19 protein-coding genes and 1 pseudogene are annotated in these 17913 nt (G+C 39.2%); 15 read left to right on the plus strand and 5 right to left on the minus strand.

Annotation, left to right across the window (positions count from 1 at the left end; genetic code table 11):
- Positions 1-52: 52 nt before the first annotated feature.
- The 11 genes and pseudogenes from O1D97_RS00595 (at position 53) to O1D97_RS00645 (ending at position 9568) form a co-directional block, all read left to right on the plus strand.
- Positions 53-529: a tyrosine-type recombinase/integrase gene (locus O1D97_RS00595; protein WP_269122413.1), complete on the plus strand. Its 477-nt coding sequence runs from the start codon at positions 53-55 to the stop codon at positions 527-529.
- Positions 526-1635 carry an IS91 family transposase gene (locus O1D97_RS00600; protein ID WP_269121861.1) on the plus strand — a complete coding sequence of 370 codons (1110 nt, stop codon included), beginning with the start codon at positions 526-528 and terminating at the stop codon, positions 1633-1635. The genes O1D97_RS00595 and O1D97_RS00600 overlap by 4 nt, the downstream gene beginning before the upstream one ends.
- Before the next feature lie 329 nt (positions 1636-1964).
- Positions 1965-2603, plus strand: a complete 639-nt coding sequence (locus tag O1D97_RS00605) for a hypothetical protein (protein WP_269121863.1) — start codon at positions 1965-1967, stop codon at positions 2601-2603.
- Positions 2593-3300: a class I SAM-dependent methyltransferase gene (locus O1D97_RS00610; RefSeq protein ID WP_269121865.1), complete on the plus strand. Its 708-nt coding sequence runs from the start codon at positions 2593-2595 to the stop codon at positions 3298-3300. The genes O1D97_RS00605 and O1D97_RS00610 overlap by 11 nt, the downstream gene beginning before the upstream one ends.
- 100 nt (positions 3301-3400) lie before the next feature.
- A complete protein-coding gene (locus O1D97_RS00615) occupies positions 3401-5308 on the plus strand; it encodes a P-loop NTPase fold protein (protein WP_269121867.1) in 1908 nt (635 codons plus the stop codon).
- An 82-nt stretch (positions 5309-5390) separates the two neighbouring features.
- Complete coding sequence (locus O1D97_RS00620; RefSeq protein ID WP_269121869.1) at positions 5391-6023, plus strand: DarT ssDNA thymidine ADP-ribosyltransferase family protein; 633 nt, start codon at positions 5391-5393, stop codon at positions 6021-6023.
- Complete coding sequence (locus O1D97_RS00625; protein ID WP_269121871.1) at positions 6023-6715, plus strand: DarT1-associated NADAR antitoxin family protein; 693 nt, start codon at positions 6023-6025, stop codon at positions 6713-6715. Before O1D97_RS00620 ends, O1D97_RS00625 begins: the two co-directional genes overlap by 1 nt.
- 125 nt (positions 6716-6840) lie before the next feature.
- A complete protein-coding gene (locus O1D97_RS00630; protein WP_269121873.1) occupies positions 6841-7488 on the plus strand; it encodes a hypothetical protein in 648 nt (215 codons plus the stop codon).
- Positions 7489-7599: 111 nt separating this feature from the next.
- A complete protein-coding gene (locus O1D97_RS00635; protein ID WP_269121875.1) occupies positions 7600-8184 on the plus strand; it encodes an SHOCT domain-containing protein in 585 nt (194 codons plus the stop codon).
- Positions 8185-8289: 105 nt separating this feature from the next.
- Positions 8290-8517: pseudogene (locus O1D97_RS00640) on the plus strand (transposase); the annotation flags it as partial.
- Between the two features lie 82 nt (positions 8518-8599).
- On the plus strand, positions 8600-9568 hold the full coding sequence (locus O1D97_RS00645) for a transposase (protein ID WP_269121877.1): 969 nt from the start codon (positions 8600-8602) through the stop codon (positions 9566-9568).
- 409 nt (positions 9569-9977) lie between these two features.
- Here the strand turns inward: O1D97_RS00645 and O1D97_RS00650 are convergent, their stop codons facing one another.
- The 4 genes from O1D97_RS00650 to O1D97_RS00665 all read right to left on the minus strand — a co-directional run bounded on the left by O1D97_RS00650 (position 9978) and on the right by O1D97_RS00665 (position 12788).
- Positions 9978-10262 (minus strand): hypothetical protein, encoded by a 285-nt coding sequence (locus tag O1D97_RS00650; protein WP_269121879.1) that lies wholly within the window; start codon positions 10260-10262, stop codon positions 9978-9980.
- 245 nt (positions 10263-10507) lie between these two features.
- The gene (locus O1D97_RS00655) at positions 10508-11674 is read right to left on the minus strand and encodes a type III PLP-dependent enzyme (RefSeq protein WP_269121880.1); all 1167 of its coding nucleotides are present in this window, start codon (positions 11672-11674) and stop codon (positions 10508-10510) included.
- A gap of 274 nt (positions 11675-11948) precedes the next feature.
- On the minus strand, positions 11949-12368 hold the full coding sequence (locus O1D97_RS00660; protein ID WP_269121882.1) for a YeeE/YedE family protein: 420 nt from the start codon (positions 12366-12368) through the stop codon (positions 11949-11951).
- A gap of 15 nt (positions 12369-12383) precedes the next feature.
- Complete coding sequence (locus O1D97_RS00665) at positions 12384-12788, minus strand: YeeE/YedE family protein (RefSeq protein ID WP_269121884.1); 405 nt, start codon at positions 12786-12788, stop codon at positions 12384-12386.
- 142 nt (positions 12789-12930) lie between these two features.
- On the opposite strand from O1D97_RS00665, the gene O1D97_RS00670 reads away from it, so the two are divergent.
- Positions 12931-13380, plus strand: coding sequence for a tellurite resistance TerB family protein (locus tag O1D97_RS00670; protein WP_269121887.1), 450 nt, complete (start codon positions 12931-12933; stop codon positions 13378-13380).
- 147 nt (positions 13381-13527) lie between these two features.
- Here the strand turns inward: O1D97_RS00670 and O1D97_RS00675 are convergent, their stop codons facing one another.
- Positions 13528-14112 (minus strand): superoxide dismutase, encoded by a 585-nt coding sequence (locus O1D97_RS00675; protein WP_269121889.1) that lies wholly within the window; start codon positions 14110-14112, stop codon positions 13528-13530.
- Between the two features lie 155 nt (positions 14113-14267).
- Between O1D97_RS00675 and O1D97_RS00680 the strand changes: the two genes are divergently transcribed.
- From O1D97_RS00680 to cysD, 3 genes are all read left to right on the plus strand, one after another.
- The gene (locus O1D97_RS00680) at positions 14268-15245 is read left to right on the plus strand and encodes a coiled-coil domain-containing protein (protein ID WP_269121891.1); all 978 of its coding nucleotides are present in this window, start codon (positions 14268-14270) and stop codon (positions 15243-15245) included.
- A 128-nt stretch (positions 15246-15373) separates the two neighbouring features.
- The gene (gene trhP / locus O1D97_RS00685) at positions 15374-16738 is read left to right on the plus strand and encodes a prephenate-dependent tRNA uridine(34) hydroxylase TrhP (RefSeq protein WP_269121893.1); all 1365 of its coding nucleotides are present in this window, start codon (positions 15374-15376) and stop codon (positions 16736-16738) included.
- Between the two features lie 226 nt (positions 16739-16964).
- Positions 16965-17876 (plus strand): sulfate adenylyltransferase subunit CysD, encoded by a 912-nt coding sequence (cysD, locus tag O1D97_RS00690; RefSeq protein ID WP_269121895.1) that lies wholly within the window; start codon positions 16965-16967, stop codon positions 17874-17876.
- Positions 17877-17913 lie beyond the last annotated feature (37 nt).

The following is a 17913-nucleotide window of genomic DNA, read 5'->3' on the forward strand; positions in this document are numbered from 1 at the left end:
CGTCAAAAAGTCATTGATCAGATGACATTCCAAGGCGCATGCAGCCATTGTTATTGCCTATTCAACAGGCATGCGGATCAGTGAGATTAATGCGCTAAGAGTGGGAGATTTAGACGGCGAACACAATTGCATCAAAGTAAGACAAGGAAAAGGCAATCGAGATCGTTATGTTTTGTTTCCAGAAGGATTAAAAAGTGTATTACGTTATTACTGGAAAGAGTATAAACCAACGGATGTTGTGATTTACGGACTTGATAAACATCGAGCGCTTCACAGTAAGTATCTGCGTTTAGAAGTGAAGGCGGCCGCAAGACGGGCTGGAATAACCAAAACAGTACGTTTTCATAGTTTACGTCATGCTTTTGCGTGCCATCAATTACTGGCTGGCATGCCATTACCTAGGCTCCAAACTCTTCTTGGGCACAGTCAATTGCAAACTACTTTTCGTTATCTTCAATGGATTGCTATGATGGATTTGAGAAGTAATAGTAGCGAAGATCTCTTACGAGATCTTCGGAGCCCGTCGTGAACGGTTTAGGGTTAGCGCAGATTGTTTGTTATTGCCGTGAAAGACAGCAAATCCAAGCGAATGCTCGTCAATGGCAGGTTCTTCATCATATAGAAGATTGCCGAACTCAAAAAATGGGAACGGGAAGTTATCAGTGTAATGGCTGTGGGCATCGTTGGTTTTGGCATCATAGTTGTCGAGATAGACATTGTCCCCAATGTCAGCGACAAGCCAGTGACGCGTGGGTTGATCGTCAGAAATCTCAACTAGTGCCAGCCCCTTACTTTCATATTGTATTTACCCTTCCACATGATTTAAATGAGTGGGTTGGCCGACATAGTCGGCCGATTTATGGTGCGTTGTTTCACGCGGCATGGAGCGCTCTTAATGGATTAGCGGATAGAAAATACCATGGTCAAGCAGGTATGACGGCGGTGTTGCATACATGGGGCCAAAACTTATCTCGCCATGTTCATTTGCATTGTTTGGTTCCTGCAGGTGTGTTATCCGATAAGGGCTGGAATCCCATACATAAAGGGTATTTTTTACCTGTTAAGCTTCTCTCAAACCGTTTTAGAGGCACGATGGTAAGCGAATTACGCCAAGCGTATGAGCAAGGAGCGTTATCGACGGTTGAAAAGGCAACGTTAGATGACACACTGAGTCATTTAATGACTCATCCATGGGTTGTTTATTGCAAGTCCGCTTTGGAATATCGAGAAACTTTAGTCAGCTATTTAGCGCGTTATACTTATCGAGTTGGTTTAAGTAATCATCGCCTTGAGTCATGGAAAGACAATCAAGTGACCTTGTCCTATTTTGATAATAAAGCCAAAAAGGCAAGTCGATTGTCACTTGAACCCGCGGAACTGATTAGGCGATTTCTTTTGCATGTCTTGCCCAGAGGGTTCATGCGTATTCGTCATTATGGTTATTTATCGAATGCTGTAAAAAAGCGATCTTTGGAAAAGATTAAACGACACAGCGGTGAACCAACAAAGAAGGCAGAAAAAGTAGAGACAGATACGGCACTAACAGGGTGTCGATGCCCATCCTGTGGTGAATCAAAGGTAGTTTATCTAGGAGATAACAACCATGATACTCAGTTGAGGTTAAATAGTAGTTAGAAAAGAATGGCATTAAGTCATGACAAGGGAAAAATATCAGGTAGTGAGACCTGAGGGCTCTTACTTGCCTAATACTTAGAATTCGAGTAAAAGTATTAGGCAGCAATATGAAAAATCTAAAAACACGAAGGTTTTTTAAAAGAAACCTTTGAAGAGCACAAAAAAACACCGCGATTTAAACAGGGACGTCGCCAATCTTGAAAAAGCAAATTCCCTATAAATAAAGCGGCCGTTCAACAGACGGTTATAGCCATGGCTTCGCCACTGTATAACCGCTTAGTAGTTAGAGCTCAATCAGTATCGAATATCAGCATTATTAAAGGGTATAAATGCAAAATTTAGTAAAACACACACTCTATCTATTTTTAATTATTACTGGCCTAACCGCTGCTATAACTCTTGCAGGTATTTGTTATGTTTGGTTTTTCTCGGAAGCTAAAGAGCTCCCTCATTTAAAGTGGCTTATTGGTTCGGTAATCATTGAGGTTGTTGCAGTAATTCTTATGCTTGCAAAAAAGGGGATGAAGTACCTACCTGATACACAAACAGATAAAGAACCAAAAAACACTCTCAAGTTCATGGAGGATTTTATATCCACCGGAACAAGTGCAACGGTTGTCAGTAATAGAGTTTCTTGGCTTGCAGGTAACGATAAGCTTATATCTATTCTTCAAGCTAAAGTTGAGGCTGGAACACGTATTGAAATTATAACACCTAATGAAGTTCCTGAAGCACTAAGAGAAAACCTGAAAGGTGCATCTTTTATAGTTACAAAGGAAATAATATCGCCAGAAGCTAGATTCACACTAGTAAATGGCGACCGTAGCGGTGCTGAAAAACTTGCTATTGCACGAGGTGTTCATCCTGACCATGAAATAACAATTTTTGATAATAACTCTGGCCCGCAAATAATTGCAATGGCGAAAGATATAATTAGAAAGTCAAAGGAGTTGGCTGATGCCAAATAGATGGTGTAACTCGGCGAAAATACGTCGTGAGCAAATTGAATCAGGCGCTGATTTAACATTCAATGAGGTATTTAAACCACTTATAGTTAGCCGTATTCAGAGCCTTTCACCTAATAATGTATTGGAAGTTGGTGCTGGCACTGGTCACATATCCAATGAGCTATTCAAATTAGGATTTCCCGTTACAGCAATAGAACCTTCTCAAGGGATGTATGAAGTAGCTCAAGATGTATTGTCTTCAACAGATGTGCGATTAGTCAACTGCGCTTCATTCGAGTTAGAAAGAGATAAGGTTTACGAGGTTGCTTTTTCTCATCTTGTAGCACACGTTGTTGATGATCTATCAGGCTTCTTTGTGTCGATTGGGCAGCATCTTGAAAAGAACGGTCATTTTATTTTTTCGATTCCTCACCCTTGTTTTTATAATGAATATAAGGGGTTTTTCGGGGATGAATATAATTATATGGTCCCGATTACAAAGAACGTATCATTCTCGATCACTAAAGACTCACAGAATATAATAAGCGGTGTTCCATATCATCATAGACCTTTGTCAGATTACTTTAATAGTCTGGTTAATTCGGGCTTTGCAATTTACGGTTTCGATGAAACTTATCCTGATGATGATATACAAGAAAAATATGGTGCTAGATGGGAGTCCCCTCGATACTGTGTGTTTACATGCAAAAAGCTCTAACAAGCGCATGTTGCCGGACTGCTTTTCCGCTGCGCTCCAAATCAGCCGCAAATGCGGGCGTTAGCCTCAAAAATACATGGTTCAGGAGAAATGATTAGTAATGGATGCCCCCAACTTACATATCGAGGAATTTTTAAGGTACTACTATTCATTCGAACAGGAGCCCGGTTATGCAGTCCTTTTGAAAGGGAAATGGGGAACGGGCAAGACTTGGTTTATAAACCAAACGCTGAATTCACTTTCACAGCAAGATGGTAAATATCTATATGTTAGCCTCTATGGCGTAACTTCATTTGAAGAAATAGAAGATGAGTTCTTTAAGCAGCTTCACCCGCTATTATCGTCAAAAAGCATGGCTTTAACAGGAAAGATAGCTAAAGGGTTGCTGAAGGCTACGTTAAAAATTGATTTAGATGGTGATGGAAAAGCTGATGGCAGTGTATCTGCTCAAGCTCCAGAGTTGAATTTACCTGATTACCTAACCAATACATCTGGTTTTATTATCGTTTTTGATGACCTTGAAAGGGCCTCAATTAATCTCGAAAGTCTTCTTGGGTATATAAACCACTATGTTGAGCATCAAGGTTACAAGGTGATTATTGTTGCAAATGAGGAAGAGATCTTAGCACATCAAGAGCAACGGGATGACTTCAAACTTGCATATAGAAGAATAAAAGAAAAACTGGTAGGAAAAACCTTTGAGATAAAACCTGATTTAAGTGGGGCTTTAGTTAATTTTATCTCTGAAGTTAAAAGTACTAGCGCACAAGAATTATACAATAAAAACATTAACTTAATATCTGAGATTTATGAAAGCTCACAATACCAAAATCTAAGACACTTAAAGCAAGCTCTTTGGGATTTTGAACGGTTTTCATCATTTGTCAGTCCAGATGCATCTTCGAAAGATGGGTTGCTTGATCACTTATTAAAAATATTTCTTATTTTGTCATTTGAGATAAAGAGCGGGAGTATTCTACCGAAAGACATTTCAAACTTTAAAACAGCATATTTTTCTGGCTTACTTGATAGAGACTCAAAAAAGAAAGAAGAAACACCGTACCAAAGAGTGAGCAAAAAATATAAAAATGTGAGCCTCAGAGATCTCTTAGTCGAAGAGTCAATCTGGATTGATTTCTTTGATAAAGGTTGCTGCTCTGAAGAACGGGTACAAGAATCTCTCGAAAAGTCAGAATACTACCGTACAAAAAATACTCCTGACTGGGTTAGACTGTGGCACTCAATGGAATTGAGTGATGACGAGTTCAGCACTGCACTTGCGTCTGTGGGAAACGATTTCTTCGAGATGAAGTACTCTGAGTTAGGTGTTGTTAGACATGTTGCTGGTATTTTTCTTTGGTTATCTAAGATCGGGCTAATCAAGAAGACTATGCGCGAGATTCTTGAGTTTTCCTGTTCCTATGTTGATCATCTTAAAGAGACAGGCCATCTTAACTCTCAAGCTTCCAATAGACCAAGGTTCAGAGAATATGAATCATGGGGAGGTCTAGGTTTTCACGAAAAAGAATCTGATGAATTCAAGGAACTAAATGAATATATCGATTGGCTAAGTGAACAGGCAGTAATTGAAGACTACCCGACTGCTGGAGATGAATTGATTCACTTAATAAATGAAGACCCCGATTTATTCTATCGAAAAGTTGTACTTTGCAATGATTCAGATAACATTTACTACGAAATACCAATTTTTCAATACGTTGACTCCGCAAAATTCGTTGAAGCATTTGTAAGTACCATACCAAAATCAAGAAATACAATTTGTTATGCATTTTCTGAAAGGTATAAGTTCGATAACTTTAATGCTTCATTACTTCCTGAATTAGAGTGGCTCAGAAATGTCATTAGGCTGCTAGAAGAAAAAAGGCAGTTATTCGAGGGGAAGATTAGTGGTTACCAATTGCAATCTTACATTAACACCTACTTCAGACCTGCAGCAGAGGCATTGGAGCAATTCGAGGCTAACAAGCAAAGTCAGTCGGACAGCTAAGGCTGCCGCTGCTTTGGGCGTTAGCAGTACAAACCAAACCTAGGTGTATCATCAGGTTGATTTAAAGGATTATTTAAGCATTATGTCTAGAAAAGATGAAATAGAAGAAATATTAGAGAAAAGAAAAATTAAAACTCTCTTACATTTTACTCAGATCGAAAATTTACCGAGTATTATAAAAAATGGTTTACTGACTAAAGATAATGTAGATGAATCAGCTAAATGTAATGATGAACATAGATTAGATAACCATACTGATACAATATCAGTATCAATACATCACCCAAATAGCCCAATGTTTTATAAATATAGACAGCAAAACCCTAAAGCTGACTGGTGTGTGATAGGGATCAAAGCTGAGATCTTACTTGAAAAAGAAGCTCTTTTTTGTAAGAGAAATGCAGCATCTTCTTCGATAAGTAATAAATCAGAAGATGACTTGAAGAGCCCTGATTCATTAGAAGGTATGTTTCAGGAGTTATCAGATACCCCTTCACGCGATGAGCAGTTCTTGAAAAATTATGATCCTACTGATGTACAAGCTGAAGTGCTTATCAAAGGGAATATTGCCCCAGAATATATTAAAGGTATTGTATTTACTTCGCGACAAGCTAAAAAAGATCATCAGGAATTAATAGGTGAAAGAATGACTAGAATTCATGGTGAAAATCAAAATTACCTTTCTCGCAGAGACATTCAACGGAAATATAGGTAATGGCAAAAAGACCTCTGTTTATCCCTAAAGTCGATTCTGTAGGGGTTGATGAAAATCTAATAGACTTCAAATGGTTTTCAGGCTTTGCAGCATCTCAAAAGAAAAAATCTATAGAGTCTATGCATTCTGCTGCAATTGATTGTGGCTTTAACAACTTACTTGAGATTTCTAGCAAGTCTGAAGACTCCTTAGGTGTTGCTTTAAGCGCATTTAATCTACTAATAACAACGAAAAAACATAATCGTACTTTTAGTGTTGAATGTGCGTTTCAGAGTAGTAAAGTTTTTGACAATGGAGGCCCTTATTTGGATTTGTTAGAGGGAGACTCGTTATCTGCAAAAAAAGACGTTAGACTTAAAAGTTCTGGTAACGTGGTTTGTTTTCGGTTTTTTAACCGAGATTTCCCAATTGAACCAAGAACATTTTTTTATGATTGGATTTATATTAATGCTCTACTTCAAAATGAAAATTTAGCTAATAATATTCTAAGTTTCGATGCTTTTACCGATATAGAATTCAATCCTGAAAAATCTATAAATTGTCAAGCGCATTCCGTAGCCCTATATATAAGTTTAATCAATAATAATGTGCTAAACGAAGCAATGTCATCTCCAGATAAATTTCTTATTTATACAGAAGAGCACTATAAAAAACAGTTAAGAAAAATCGCAGTACAACAAAAAATGATTTAACAATGTACTGCTAACAAGGGTTTTCAAGTCGGACAAATTACAGTTGGCTTTTTGTTCGTGCCTCACTTATTTTAGCCAACTGCAATTTGCCGCTTAAAACGGCGTTATGCGACTGAGGATTTCACATGAGCATCAATGAAAGCTTGGAAAAAACATACTCTTCTTATATTTCTGATTTGAATGATTTTTCATTAAAATTTAAAACCCAAAACTTACATGGCCCTTTACTCATTAGAGTAAAAAAATATCTTGATGAACCACTTAAACTAATGTGTGTTGGGCAAGAAACTTATGGTTGGGATCAGTCATCATCTATTAAAGACCAGCTAAATTCTTATGAAGGGTTTAATTTTGGCTCAAATTACAAGAGTACTCCGTTTTGGAATGTCATACGAAAAGTGGAAAGTGCATTAGGAGTTTCTCCATATTCTATAGCTTGGTCAAATTTGAATAGATTTGATCAAGACGTAGGAGCACCTGTTGGCGCAGTATTAGAAGAAGTAGAGCAATTTGATTGCATACTCAAAAAAGAAATTGAAATTTTAAAGCCAGACGTGTGCATTTTCTTTACTAATCATAAATATGATAATCGATTAATGGGGATGTATAAGGGGTTAGTCTTTGAAGATATAGAGGGGTTACCTCCAACCCATTTTTCAAAATTAACCCATCCAACATTACCTAAGATTACCATTAGAGCACCGCACCCAAAAACAATACGAATACAATCTTGGGAAAAAAGTTTTATGGAGTATATTAAAAAGATCGCATAACAAGCACTTCAAACGGAACAAAAACAGTTGGCTACGTTTCACTCCGTTACATATTATAGCCAACAATTTTTGTCCGCTTAAGTGGGCGTTATATTTCAAAAGGAGAGTACATTGCAAAATCAACCTATGAGTAGTGGCGACCAAGGTAAGCTGCTTATTTTTTCACTCTTGATGGCCCCTTCGCTAGTTTTCCTGTTCGGCATTATTCCAGCCATATTTTTGGGCTTTGGCATATATATGATGAAGAAGAATCAAGACTTCTCCAGCATTGATACAGCAGTCAAAAATTTTAAGGGCTATACGTGGCTAGCTCTCATTGGCTGCGCTCTAAGTTCTATTTACTGGGGCAATAAGTATTTCAGTGCGGAAGATAGCTGGTACTACGATGATGAGTTCTTTATTTCATTAATGTTCGCTGGAATTGCTTTTGCTTATTTGGTTGTAGTTCAGGTTCTATTTTACTCACCTATGAATAGACATAGAGAGTGGGTGGAGGTTAATGGAATATTTTCAACAAAACCAAAGTCATATAATGACTCAATAAATCGGTCAGAGGTAGACATAATCAAAGGAGAGAAGTTAAAGCAATATTCTGTGGCTGATGAATTGACAAAATGGGCAAAACTCAAAGAAGACGGTCACATCTCTGAAGAGGAGTTTAATGAGGCTAGAACCAAGCTTTTGAAGCGAAATTGAAAAATGGATCTTTACAAGGTAATCTAAGATACCCATTGCTTTATTGATGTTTTTTTGATCACCGTCTAAACTAGATAAAACCAAACTCAAGGATGAGGAAAAACGATGCCAAGGGCCAGAAGCCAACAAGTCAGTTTGTCTGATACTCCGTACTATCACTGTATTTCTCGATGCGTTCGCCGTGCTTTCTTGTGTGGTGAAGATTCTGTAACTGGAAAGAGCTTTGAGCACCGCCGTGGGTGGATCGAGGCTCGAATTTTATTCTTAGCTGAGATCTTCTCTATCGATATTTGTGCTTATGCGGTGATGAGTAACCACTTGCATATCGTCATCTAAGACACCCATTACTTTATTGATGTTTTTTCGATCACCGTCTAAACTAGATAAAACCAAACTCAAGGATGAGGAAAAAACGATGCCAAGGGCCAGAAGCCAACAAGTCAGTTTGTCTGATACTCCGTACTATCACTGTATTTCTCGATGCGTTCGCCGTGCTTTCTTGTGTGGTGAAGATTCTCTAACTGGAAAGAGCTTTGAGCACCGCCGTGGGTGGATCGAGGCTCGAATTTTATTCTTAGCTGAGGTCTTCTCTATCGATATTTGTGCTTATGCGGTGATGAGTAATCACTTGCATATTGTGCTGCATGTTGATGAAAAACAGACAAAAAATTGGTCTACTCATGAGGTTCTGAGGCGTTGGCATTCCTTGCATAAAGGTACGTTATTTACTCAACAATACGCTCATGGTGACATCATGCCTGCTTATGCCATTGAATTAGCTGAAAGATCGGCGGAAGCGTATCGAGAAAGGCTGTCCGACATCAGCTGGTTTATGCGGGAGTTGAACGAACCCATTGCACGACAAGCGAATGCTGAGGATGAGTGTACGGGTCGGTTTTGGGAAGGGCGCTTTAAGTCTCAAGCTTTATTAGATGAAGCCTCTGTTTTAGCTTGTATGGCGTATGTTGATCTTAATCCCATTCGAGCCAATATCGCAGCAACACCGGAAACATCGGACTTCACAAGCATTAAGAAAAGAGTAGAGTATGCCAAGGAAATTACTCAATCCAAAGCTTTGTATCCTTTTATCGGGAATGAGCATAAAGATAAAAACGAAGGGATTTTGTTTAAGTTAACGGATTATCTACAGTTAGTCGATATGACTGGTCGCATTGCTAGACAAGACAAGCGAGGCTCGATTGACTTGTCGCTTTCACCCATTTTACAGCGGCTTGGCGTAACCTCGGAAAACTGGTTAACCATCGCTATCAATTTTGAGCAAAATACCCATGGGGTAGTGGGGCAAGAAAATAGTATTACTCGTTATAAAAACGCTCAACCAAGGTCAAGGCCGAATAAACGGTGTTGTCACCTGTTGGCTTAGCGTAACCACATATTTTACTATACTCCAAATTATGCTTACTCAATAGTAAGTGGTCTAACTCGCTTTAAATCTTGATTTTATTAATATGCTGTCGATTTTTACAACGCATGTACCAAAAATTAAGTGTTTTCTTTCCTGTATTTATTGCTTATCGAATTAGAGGCGCTTAATCTCATTTCTTTTTGATTTATAAAATTGGGTGTCTAGTTTTCTGGATTTTAAAATTGGGTGTCTAGTTTTCTGGTGTTCTGCTGGTGCTGGAGGGGGATCCGTTTATCTGGGAATAAGGCTAGATCGTTTAATGCAGAGCGAGAAGACCTGAATAAAAAAAGCCAGATTATCAAAGGATAATCTGGCTAAAAAGGAACCTTGTAAAAGGGAGAGCGGATCTTAAATCGAGGTAACTAACTTAGTTTGCAAAGTGGTTTGCATTGAAGATAGTTTGCAGTTCTTCGTATTTGTCGTTGTATGCTTCGGCTTTTTTAGAGAAGGTGTTGGCGCCTTTTAGATTAACGTCTGCATTGTATTCAATGCCTTTCGCATCAAGCGTATTAGATAGGGCTTCTACACTTGAGATGCTGTTACGGTAGGTTTCGTAAGCAGAATCATCAGAAGAACCGTTAAATGCAAACGCGGAAGTAGCGACTACAGAAGACGTTAAAAGAGCCAATGTTGCTTTAGTAAATGTGTTCATAATGTATCTCCAAATTTGATAGGAATGTGAAGCGCCGTTGCGTTTCGATGGAGTGATTATTACGCAATGAATCTAATAAAAATAGTCTTTGGGTCTGGCTTCCGCGGTTGTTACTTGATGCGTGTTTGATTGGGATGAATTAAGAATTTAAAGGATGGAATGTGCAGTTTAGACTGTATTTTAAGCACAGTTCACAAGCGTTATAGAACGCCCATTAAATAGGGCGTTCTATAGATGGAAGTCAATTACACGTAATAAGAGGCTAAAGGCGGGAAGCCATTAAATTCCACCGCACTGTAGGTTGTTGTGTAGGCACCTGTTGATAACCAGTAAAGGCGGTCGCCAATTTCTAAGCTTAATGGCAAGCCGTATTTGTAGTTTTCATACATAATATCAGCACTGTCACAAGTAGGGCCTGCAATCACTACGTCTTCTACTTCACCAGATTTCTCTGTGTGAATCGGGTACTTAATGGCTTCATCTAAGGTTTCAATAAGGCCTGAAAATTTACCCACATCGGTGAAAATCCAACGATTCAATGCCGTATGAGATTTACGCGAAATCAACACTACTTCACTCACTAAAATGCCAGCATTAGAAATCAAGGAACGACCTGGTTCTAAAATGATTCTAGGTAGGTTAGTACCAAAGTCTTCTTCTAAGAATCGATTAATTTCTTCTGCGTAAGTCGCTAAATCATTAGTACGAGAAATATAGTTAGCAGGGAAGCCGCCGCCCATATTAATCATTTGCAACTCAATGCCACTTTCTTCTTTAAGACGTTCGAAAATAACTTTAACTTTGCCTATCGCTTCATCCCATGCGCCAATGTCTCGTTGCTGAGAGCCAACGTGGAAAGAAACGCCATAGGGAACCAAGCCTAATTCTTTAGCAAGTACTAATAAGCCTATTGCCATGTCGGTATGACAACCGAACTTTCTTGATAATGGCCAATCGGCGGTCTGCGATCCTTCCGTTAGAATACGGACATAAACGCGCGACCCAGGCGCTTGCTTGGCAATATTGTGCAAATCTGCTTCAGAGTCAGAAGCGAACATGCGAATGCCTTTTTCGTAAAAGTAACGGATGTCTTTTACTTTCTTTATGGTATTGCCGTAGCTAATTTTTTCTGGAGAGACGTTTCCAATCGCAAGCAGCTTGTCTAGCTCATAAATGGACGCCACATCAAAATTCGCGCCTTGGTCTCTTAATAAAGTAAGAATCTCAGGTGCTGGATTGGCTTTCATTGCATAAAAAATATCCGCAATCGGGAAGCCGTTCTTCAAATCAATGTAGTGTTCTTTAATGGTGTTAGTGTCAATGACAACAAAAGGGGTTTCTTTTGTATCAGCCAAAGTTTTAAGGCGTTCGAAGCTAGCAGGTGTGTAGAAAGAGTGGACGTCAATAGTCATTAGATGGAATTCTCCTCATCATTACAAAACATAAACCGAAAGATAAAAGCGTCTTTACCTCCCCCCATCCTACTCATGGCTGTTGCTTATCCGGTGTGAACCTTAAGCGACTGCGGCAGCAGTTGAAGCGGTGCGGATTATGTTCAGTAATGACGCGAGCGCAATTTAATTTCAGAACGACTCTAGGTCAAGCTTTTTTTATTTAATTAATGAATTATTTTTATAATGTCAGTTTTCTTTCCTAATCGTCCATTTGTATTCTATTAAAAATAGTCTATTTAGACTGTAATTTTGTCTGAAATTGGAATAGGGCGCTGCCGAGAATAAGCGCAATAACAAAGGTGATGCCTTCTGTCGGGTTGTTTACCATGGCAGTCAATCCTGGTCCTGGGCAATAGCCACTTAATCCCCAACCAATACCAAAAAGTATTGAGCCTATAATTAATGGGGCACTAATATCTTGTCTAGTAGGAAGAGACCAGGTATCTGAAAAAAATGGTTGCTTGCGACGTTTTTGAATTTGGTAACCAAGTATGCCGACAATAATGGCGCTGGCCATCACAAACAGTAAAGAGGGGTTCCAGTTTCCAGTAATGTCTAAAAAGCCAATAACAACGGCGGGATTGGTCATTTCAGAGTACGCTAAGCCAATACCGAAGAGCAGTCCTGAAAGTAGGGTGACGATAGCTTTCATAAAGATGTCCTATGACTAAATTGTTTTGGCTAAATAAACAGTGATAACGGCACTCACCATGAAGGTAATGGTAGCGATGATTGAGCGCACTGAAAATCTTGAAATTCCACATACGCCATGGCCACTTGTACAGCCACTTCCTAATCTTGTTCCATACCCAACAAGCAACCCTGAAACCAAAATCAGAATGATATTTCTACTTTCAGGAAACTCTGTATGTTGAGGAACTATAGTACCGTAAGTACTGCCTCCAATAATCAGTCCAATTATAAATAGAGCCGGGAGTAGGCGAGTTTTGCTAAATAGAGCTTGGGAAAAAATGCCGCTTATGCCAAGCACTTTACCTGTAGTGAGTAGATAGAATGTGGCTGTTGCGCCGATGAGCAAGCCGCCAATGAGTGGTGATATGTAGTTGTCCATAATAAACCTCTTATTTATATTAGAAATATCTTATATTAAAGTTTTGTACTTTGCCAATCCTTTTCGTTCCATTATTTTTACAGGTCTTAAACACAGTATTTTCTTCAGATTGGTTATAATAAAGAAAAAATAGGAATGAGTTATGATCTCTGGGCTTAAAAAGATGTTTTTTAATTTTCAAAAATCCGCTTCTGATGAAAGTGAGATTTCTTATAATTTGGCGCTAGCGACAGTATTGGTTGAAGTGATGGTTTCGGATGATGCAGTGGATCAGAGAGAGGTAGAAAAAATTCTTGAGATTCTAAAAAATCAACCGGATTTGAGTGATGAGGTGGATAGCATTTTGGCAGAGGCAAGATCCCAGTCAAAACTGGCGCATGATATGTTTAAGTACACTAATGTCATTAATGAACAGGCCAGTAATGAAGATAAGGATGAGATTATGCGTTGCCTTTGGAGAATTGCCTACGCGGATTTAGAGTTGGATAAATACGAGGACCATAGAATTCGCCGGATCAGCGAACTGTTGTACGTACCCCACTCTGATTTCATTCGAACTAAGTTGGAAGTGCAAAAAGAATTGGCGTCTTGATTATTTAAATATAATGGCCTTTAAGAAGGCGTTGATGGATTCTTTATAGAGCGCATAAAAAGTAAACCCCAGAAAAACTGGGGTTTAGATAAGGTTTGAGAACTCTAAAAATTCCCAATCACCTTTCGTATGACTGGCAAGGTATGATTATGCTGCGAAGTTTGCGGCTGCAAATTCCCAGTTAGCAAGTGCCCAGAAACCTTTTAGATAGTCAGGGCGAACATTACGATAATCAATGTAATAAGCGTGTTCCCAAAGATCTACGGTTAAAAGTGCTGTTTGGCCATTAGTAGAAGGTGTACCAGCATTGCTAGTGTTCACGATTTCTAATTCGCCAGCCGCATTTTTAACTAACCAAGTCCAGCTTGAACCAAAGTTGTTTACTGCTTTATCATTGAACTCGGCTTGGAATGCTTCAAAAGAACCCCATTTAGCGTTAATTGCATCAGCCAATTCACCTGTTGGTTCACCGCCGCCATTTGGGCTTAGGCTGTTCCAAAAGAAGGTGTGGTTCCAGATTTGAGCCGCATTATTAAATACTGGGCCAGCTGGAGCAGCGGCAATGATTTCTTCTAAAGATTTGCCTTCGTATTCAGTTCCAGGAACAAGACCGTTTAATTTAACAACATACGTGTTATGGTGCTTGCCGTGGTGAAACTCTAGAGTTTCTACTGACATGTGAGGCTCTAGAGCATCTTTAGCGTAAGGAAGAGCTGGTAATTCGAAAGACATATCTTTTCTCCTAGCGTTAATATACAAAAATGCTTGTTATCAAGCAGTTAATGGTGCTTATATAGTAGCACTGAACAAATGAATTTTATATTCATTAAGTTAGTATGGTTATTTATTTTCCCTTTTAATTAGTCACAGATAAGAAATAGAGCTCGATGTCCAGAAACGATGATGTAGATATTCCAAGCCTTACTTTAGACCATGATGAAGTAAGTGAAAGGCGAACCGCTAATTCTCAATCTAAGCGGAAACTAAATCCACCACCAGCCCACCCAGCTGGTGTTACTACTATGGGAGCAACTCAAAAAAAGACAAGTCTTACTGGTGTGTATTTTTTATTGTTACTTATTTTGGCTGGTGCTGGTGGTGCTGGCTATTGGTTGTGGGAGCAGAATCAAATGCTCTTGGGCGAGTTACAACTAACCAAAAGTGAGGTCAAAAACTTAGATCATCAATTGATTGCGGCGGACGTCTCAGCGAATGAACAAGGATCTACCTTAGAGGAGACGTTAAATGTTCATAGCAGTGAAATTGCTAAGCTTTGGGGTGTGTCATATGACACGAATAGGAAAGCAATAGCGGCTAATAAGGCTAACTTAGAGACAATAAGCGGTATTCTGACTTCAGTAAGAGAATCTTCATCCACACAAGCAAAATTAATTGCCGTTCAAGGGGATGCGTTTAATGATATTGAGAATGGTTATAACCAGCTAATTGATGTCGTTACTACATTAGAGAATATACAAACTGAGCAAAAAAGCCTGTTAACAGAATTAAGCCTTAATCAAGATCAGTTGCAAAAGGCGGCAAGTGCTTTAGATAGTAAAAATGTTGCATTGCAAGGTCGAGTTGAAGCAAATTCGGCGCAACTTACGACTTATGAGTCTGAAATATCCAGCCTCAAATCTAAGTTGAGTGAGCTTTTGGCTGAAGTGAATAATTTGTCTGAAAAATCCAATGATTCAATAGTGGCGACCGTTCCTAATGACGTTCAGAGAACGCTAAATGATCATCAAGAAGCGATTGATTCAGTAGATGCGTTTAGAGCACAAATAAACACATCTATTAACCGTTTAGAATCACAAGTATTACAGATTCAATTGCAGCAACAATTGAGCTCTGAGGCACCATAATTATTCCGTCTAATTGATGGTTATCAATGAAAGGTCGATTTTATCGGCCTTTTTTTTGTTTTAAATTTAGCCTTTATATTGGTTGGCTTACACTGCGTGCCATTTGAAAACTGATATAGAAGAGAGACATGACTGAGTTACTTTCCCCCGCCGGAACCTTAAAAAATATGCGTTATGCATTTGCCTATGGTGCAGATGCTGTTTATGCCGGACAACCTAGATACAGCTTGCGAGTACGTAATAATGATTTTGATATGGACAACTTGGCCGTTGGAATAGATGAGGCTCATTCTCAGGGTAAAAAGTTTTATGTGGCCAGTAATATTGCGCCTCATAATGCAAAAATCAAAACCTACCTTGATGATATCGCGCCAGTAATTGAAATGGGACCCGATGCATTGATCATGTCTGATCCAGGGATGATGATGCTAGTGAAGGAGCGCTGGCCGGATCAAGAATTGCACCTATCGGTACAGGCCAATGCCGTCAATTGGGCAACCGTTAAGTTTTGGCATAATTACGGTTTATCTCGAGTAATACTCTCACGTGAACTGTCTTTAAAGGAGATAGGTGAAATCCGTGAAAAAGTGCCGGACATGGAAATTGAAACCTTTGTGCATGGATCACTTTGTGTCGCTTATTCAGGACGCTGTTTGTTATCAGGGTATTTTAATCGAAGAGACCCTAACCAAGGTACTTGCACAAACTCTTGCCGCTGGCAATACGACATTAAAGCCGCAAAAGAAGAGCTCAGTGGTGATATTGTTCCACAAGACGGCAGTCATTTAAAAACACCATTAAGCACAGTTGATTACTTTGATCCTACTGTTAATGTAGCGGGAACAACTCTGGGTATGGGTAAGCCATTTGATGATGTGGTCTTACTTCGCGAACAAGGAAGGGATGGGGAATATATGCCCGCGTTTGAGGACGAGCATGGAACTTACATTATGAATAGTCGAGATTTAAGGGCCATTCAGCATGTTGAAAAACTCATTGAAATGGGAGTGCATTCGCTAAAAATAGAAGGCAGAACAAAATCGCATTTCTATGCCGCAAGAACCGCTCAGCTTTACCGACAAGCCATTGATGACGCTAAGCATGGGAAAGCGTTTAATACGGACTTAATGGGGCAGTTGGATGGTTTGGCGAATCGTGGTTATACAGAAGGTTTCTATCGTCGCCACGTACATGATCAATATCAGAATTACCAATCGGGAAATTCGCATTCTACGCACCAGCAATTTGTTGCTGAAATGACCGGATGGAAAAATGGCTGGTTAGAATTGGATGTGAAGAATAAGTTTTCAGTAGGCGATTCGGTTGAATTAATCACCCCAAATGGGAGTCAAACAATGGTTTTAAGTGCGATGGAGTCGTTACATGGGGTGGCATTGAATGTTGCTTCTGGTTCCGGGCATAGGGTGAAGATCCCCTTGTCAGTTGAACCTGAGGGGCTGGCTTTTGGTATGATGATGAGGAATCTAGCTTAGTCACTCTTTAGTTCTGTTTGTCACTTTTATCTTGTTGGCAAAGATTGAAAAAACCATGATAAGTTTGTTGTTTGTGTTGGATAGGCGCTTTTGAAAGAGGAAAATATTAATATAAATATTCTTTTAAAGTCTAATAGGTTTTGTTTTTATAACTTAATGATATGCTATAGTGAGTCAAATAAAGATAAACGCGAATCCGTTATGACTTTTATTGAGACATTATATTATGACAACAGAGGCTAGACTTACTCATTTAAAACAGCTTGAAGCTGAGAGTATTCACATTATCCGTGAAGTGGCGGCAGAGTTTGACAATCCAGTTATGCTTTACTCTATCGGTAAAGATTCTGCTGTTATGTTGCATCTTGCTATGAAAGCTTTTTATCCAGGCAAACCTCCTTTTCCATTATTGCATGTTGATACGGGTTGGAAATTTAAGGAAATGATTTCCTTCCGTGACAAGCTAGTTGCTAAATTGGGTTTAGAGTTGCTGGTTCATCAAAACCCAGAAGGTGTTGCTGAAGGTATTGGTCCCTTTACCCATGGCAGTTCCAAGCATACTGATGTGATGAAGACTCAAGGTTTGAAACAGGCACTTGATAAGTACGGTTTTGATGCGGCATTTGGTGGGGCTAGGCGCGATGAAGAAAAGTCCCGAGCTAAAGAGAGAGTGTATTCTTTCCGTGACAAACAACATCGTTGGGATCCAAAAAATCAACGTCCAGAGTTGTGGAATATTTACAACGGTAAAGTGAATAAAGGCGAAAGTATTCGAGTATTCCCCTTGTCAAATTGGACTGAGTTGGATATTTGGCAATACATTTACCTTGAAAACATTGATATTGTACCTCTGTACTTTGCAAAAGAACGTCCTGTTGTTGAGCGTGATGGCACATTAATCATGGTTGATGATGAGCGTATGCCTTTACGTGAAAATGAAAAACCAATGATGAAGCCGGTTCGTTTTAGAACACTGGGTTGTTATCCATTAACGGGGGCTGTTGAGTCTGAAGCCGACACGCTGCCTGAAATCATTCAAGAAATGTTGCTTACTAAAAGCTCTGAAAGACAAGGGCGTATGATAGACCATGATTCGTCTGGTTCGATGGAAGAGAAGAAAAAGCAAGGTTATTTCTAGGTTTTTAAGGGGTTTTTCAGCTTCAGTTTTACGTCGA

Source organism: Marinomonas phaeophyticola (assembly GCF_026966905.1).
In the GTDB taxonomy this organism is placed as follows: Bacteria; Pseudomonadota; Gammaproteobacteria; order Pseudomonadales; family Marinomonadaceae; genus Marinomonas; species Marinomonas phaeophyticola.

Coding starts and splice junctions, on each gene's coding strand:
- O1D97_RS00650 (WP_269121879.1), bottom strand. CDS start 10,262: ATGAACACATTTACTAAAGCAACATTGGCTCTTTTAACGTCTTCTGTA.
- O1D97_RS00645 (WP_269121877.1), top strand. CDS start 8,600: ATGCCAAGGGCCAGAAGCCAACAAGTCAGTTTGTCTGATACTCCGTAC.
- O1D97_RS00670 (WP_269121887.1), top strand. CDS start 12,931: ATGATCTCTGGGCTTAAAAAGATGTTTTTTAATTTTCAAAAATCCGCT.
- O1D97_RS00655 (WP_269121880.1), bottom strand. CDS start 11,674: ATGACTATTGACGTCCACTCTTTCTACACACCTGCTAGCTTCGAACGC.
- O1D97_RS00620 (WP_269121869.1), top strand. CDS start 5,391: ATGTCTAGAAAAGATGAAATAGAAGAAATATTAGAGAAAAGAAAAATT.
- O1D97_RS00615 (WP_269121867.1), top strand. CDS start 3,401: ATGGATGCCCCCAACTTACATATCGAGGAATTTTTAAGGTACTACTAT.
- O1D97_RS00625 (WP_269121871.1), top strand. CDS start 6,023: ATGGCAAAAAGACCTCTGTTTATCCCTAAAGTCGATTCTGTAGGGGTT.
- O1D97_RS00680 (WP_269121891.1), top strand. CDS start 14,268: ATGTCCAGAAACGATGATGTAGATATTCCAAGCCTTACTTTAGACCAT.
- O1D97_RS00630 (WP_269121873.1), top strand. CDS start 6,841: ATGAGCATCAATGAAAGCTTGGAAAAAACATACTCTTCTTATATTTCT.
- O1D97_RS00665 (WP_269121884.1), bottom strand. CDS start 12,788: ATGGACAACTACATATCACCACTCATTGGCGGCTTGCTCATCGGCGCA.
- O1D97_RS00610 (WP_269121865.1), top strand. CDS start 2,593: ATGCCAAATAGATGGTGTAACTCGGCGAAAATACGTCGTGAGCAAATT.
- cysD (WP_269121895.1), top strand. CDS start 16,965: ATGACAACAGAGGCTAGACTTACTCATTTAAAACAGCTTGAAGCTGAG.
- O1D97_RS00605 (WP_269121863.1), top strand. CDS start 1,965: ATGCAAAATTTAGTAAAACACACACTCTATCTATTTTTAATTATTACT.
- O1D97_RS00660 (WP_269121882.1), bottom strand. CDS start 12,368: ATGAAAGCTATCGTCACCCTACTTTCAGGACTGCTCTTCGGTATTGGC.
- trhP (WP_269121893.1), top strand. CDS start 15,374: ATGACTGAGTTACTTTCCCCCGCCGGAACCTTAAAAAATATGCGTTAT.
- O1D97_RS00675 (WP_269121889.1), bottom strand. CDS start 14,112: ATGTCTTTCGAATTACCAGCTCTTCCTTACGCTAAAGATGCTCTAGAG.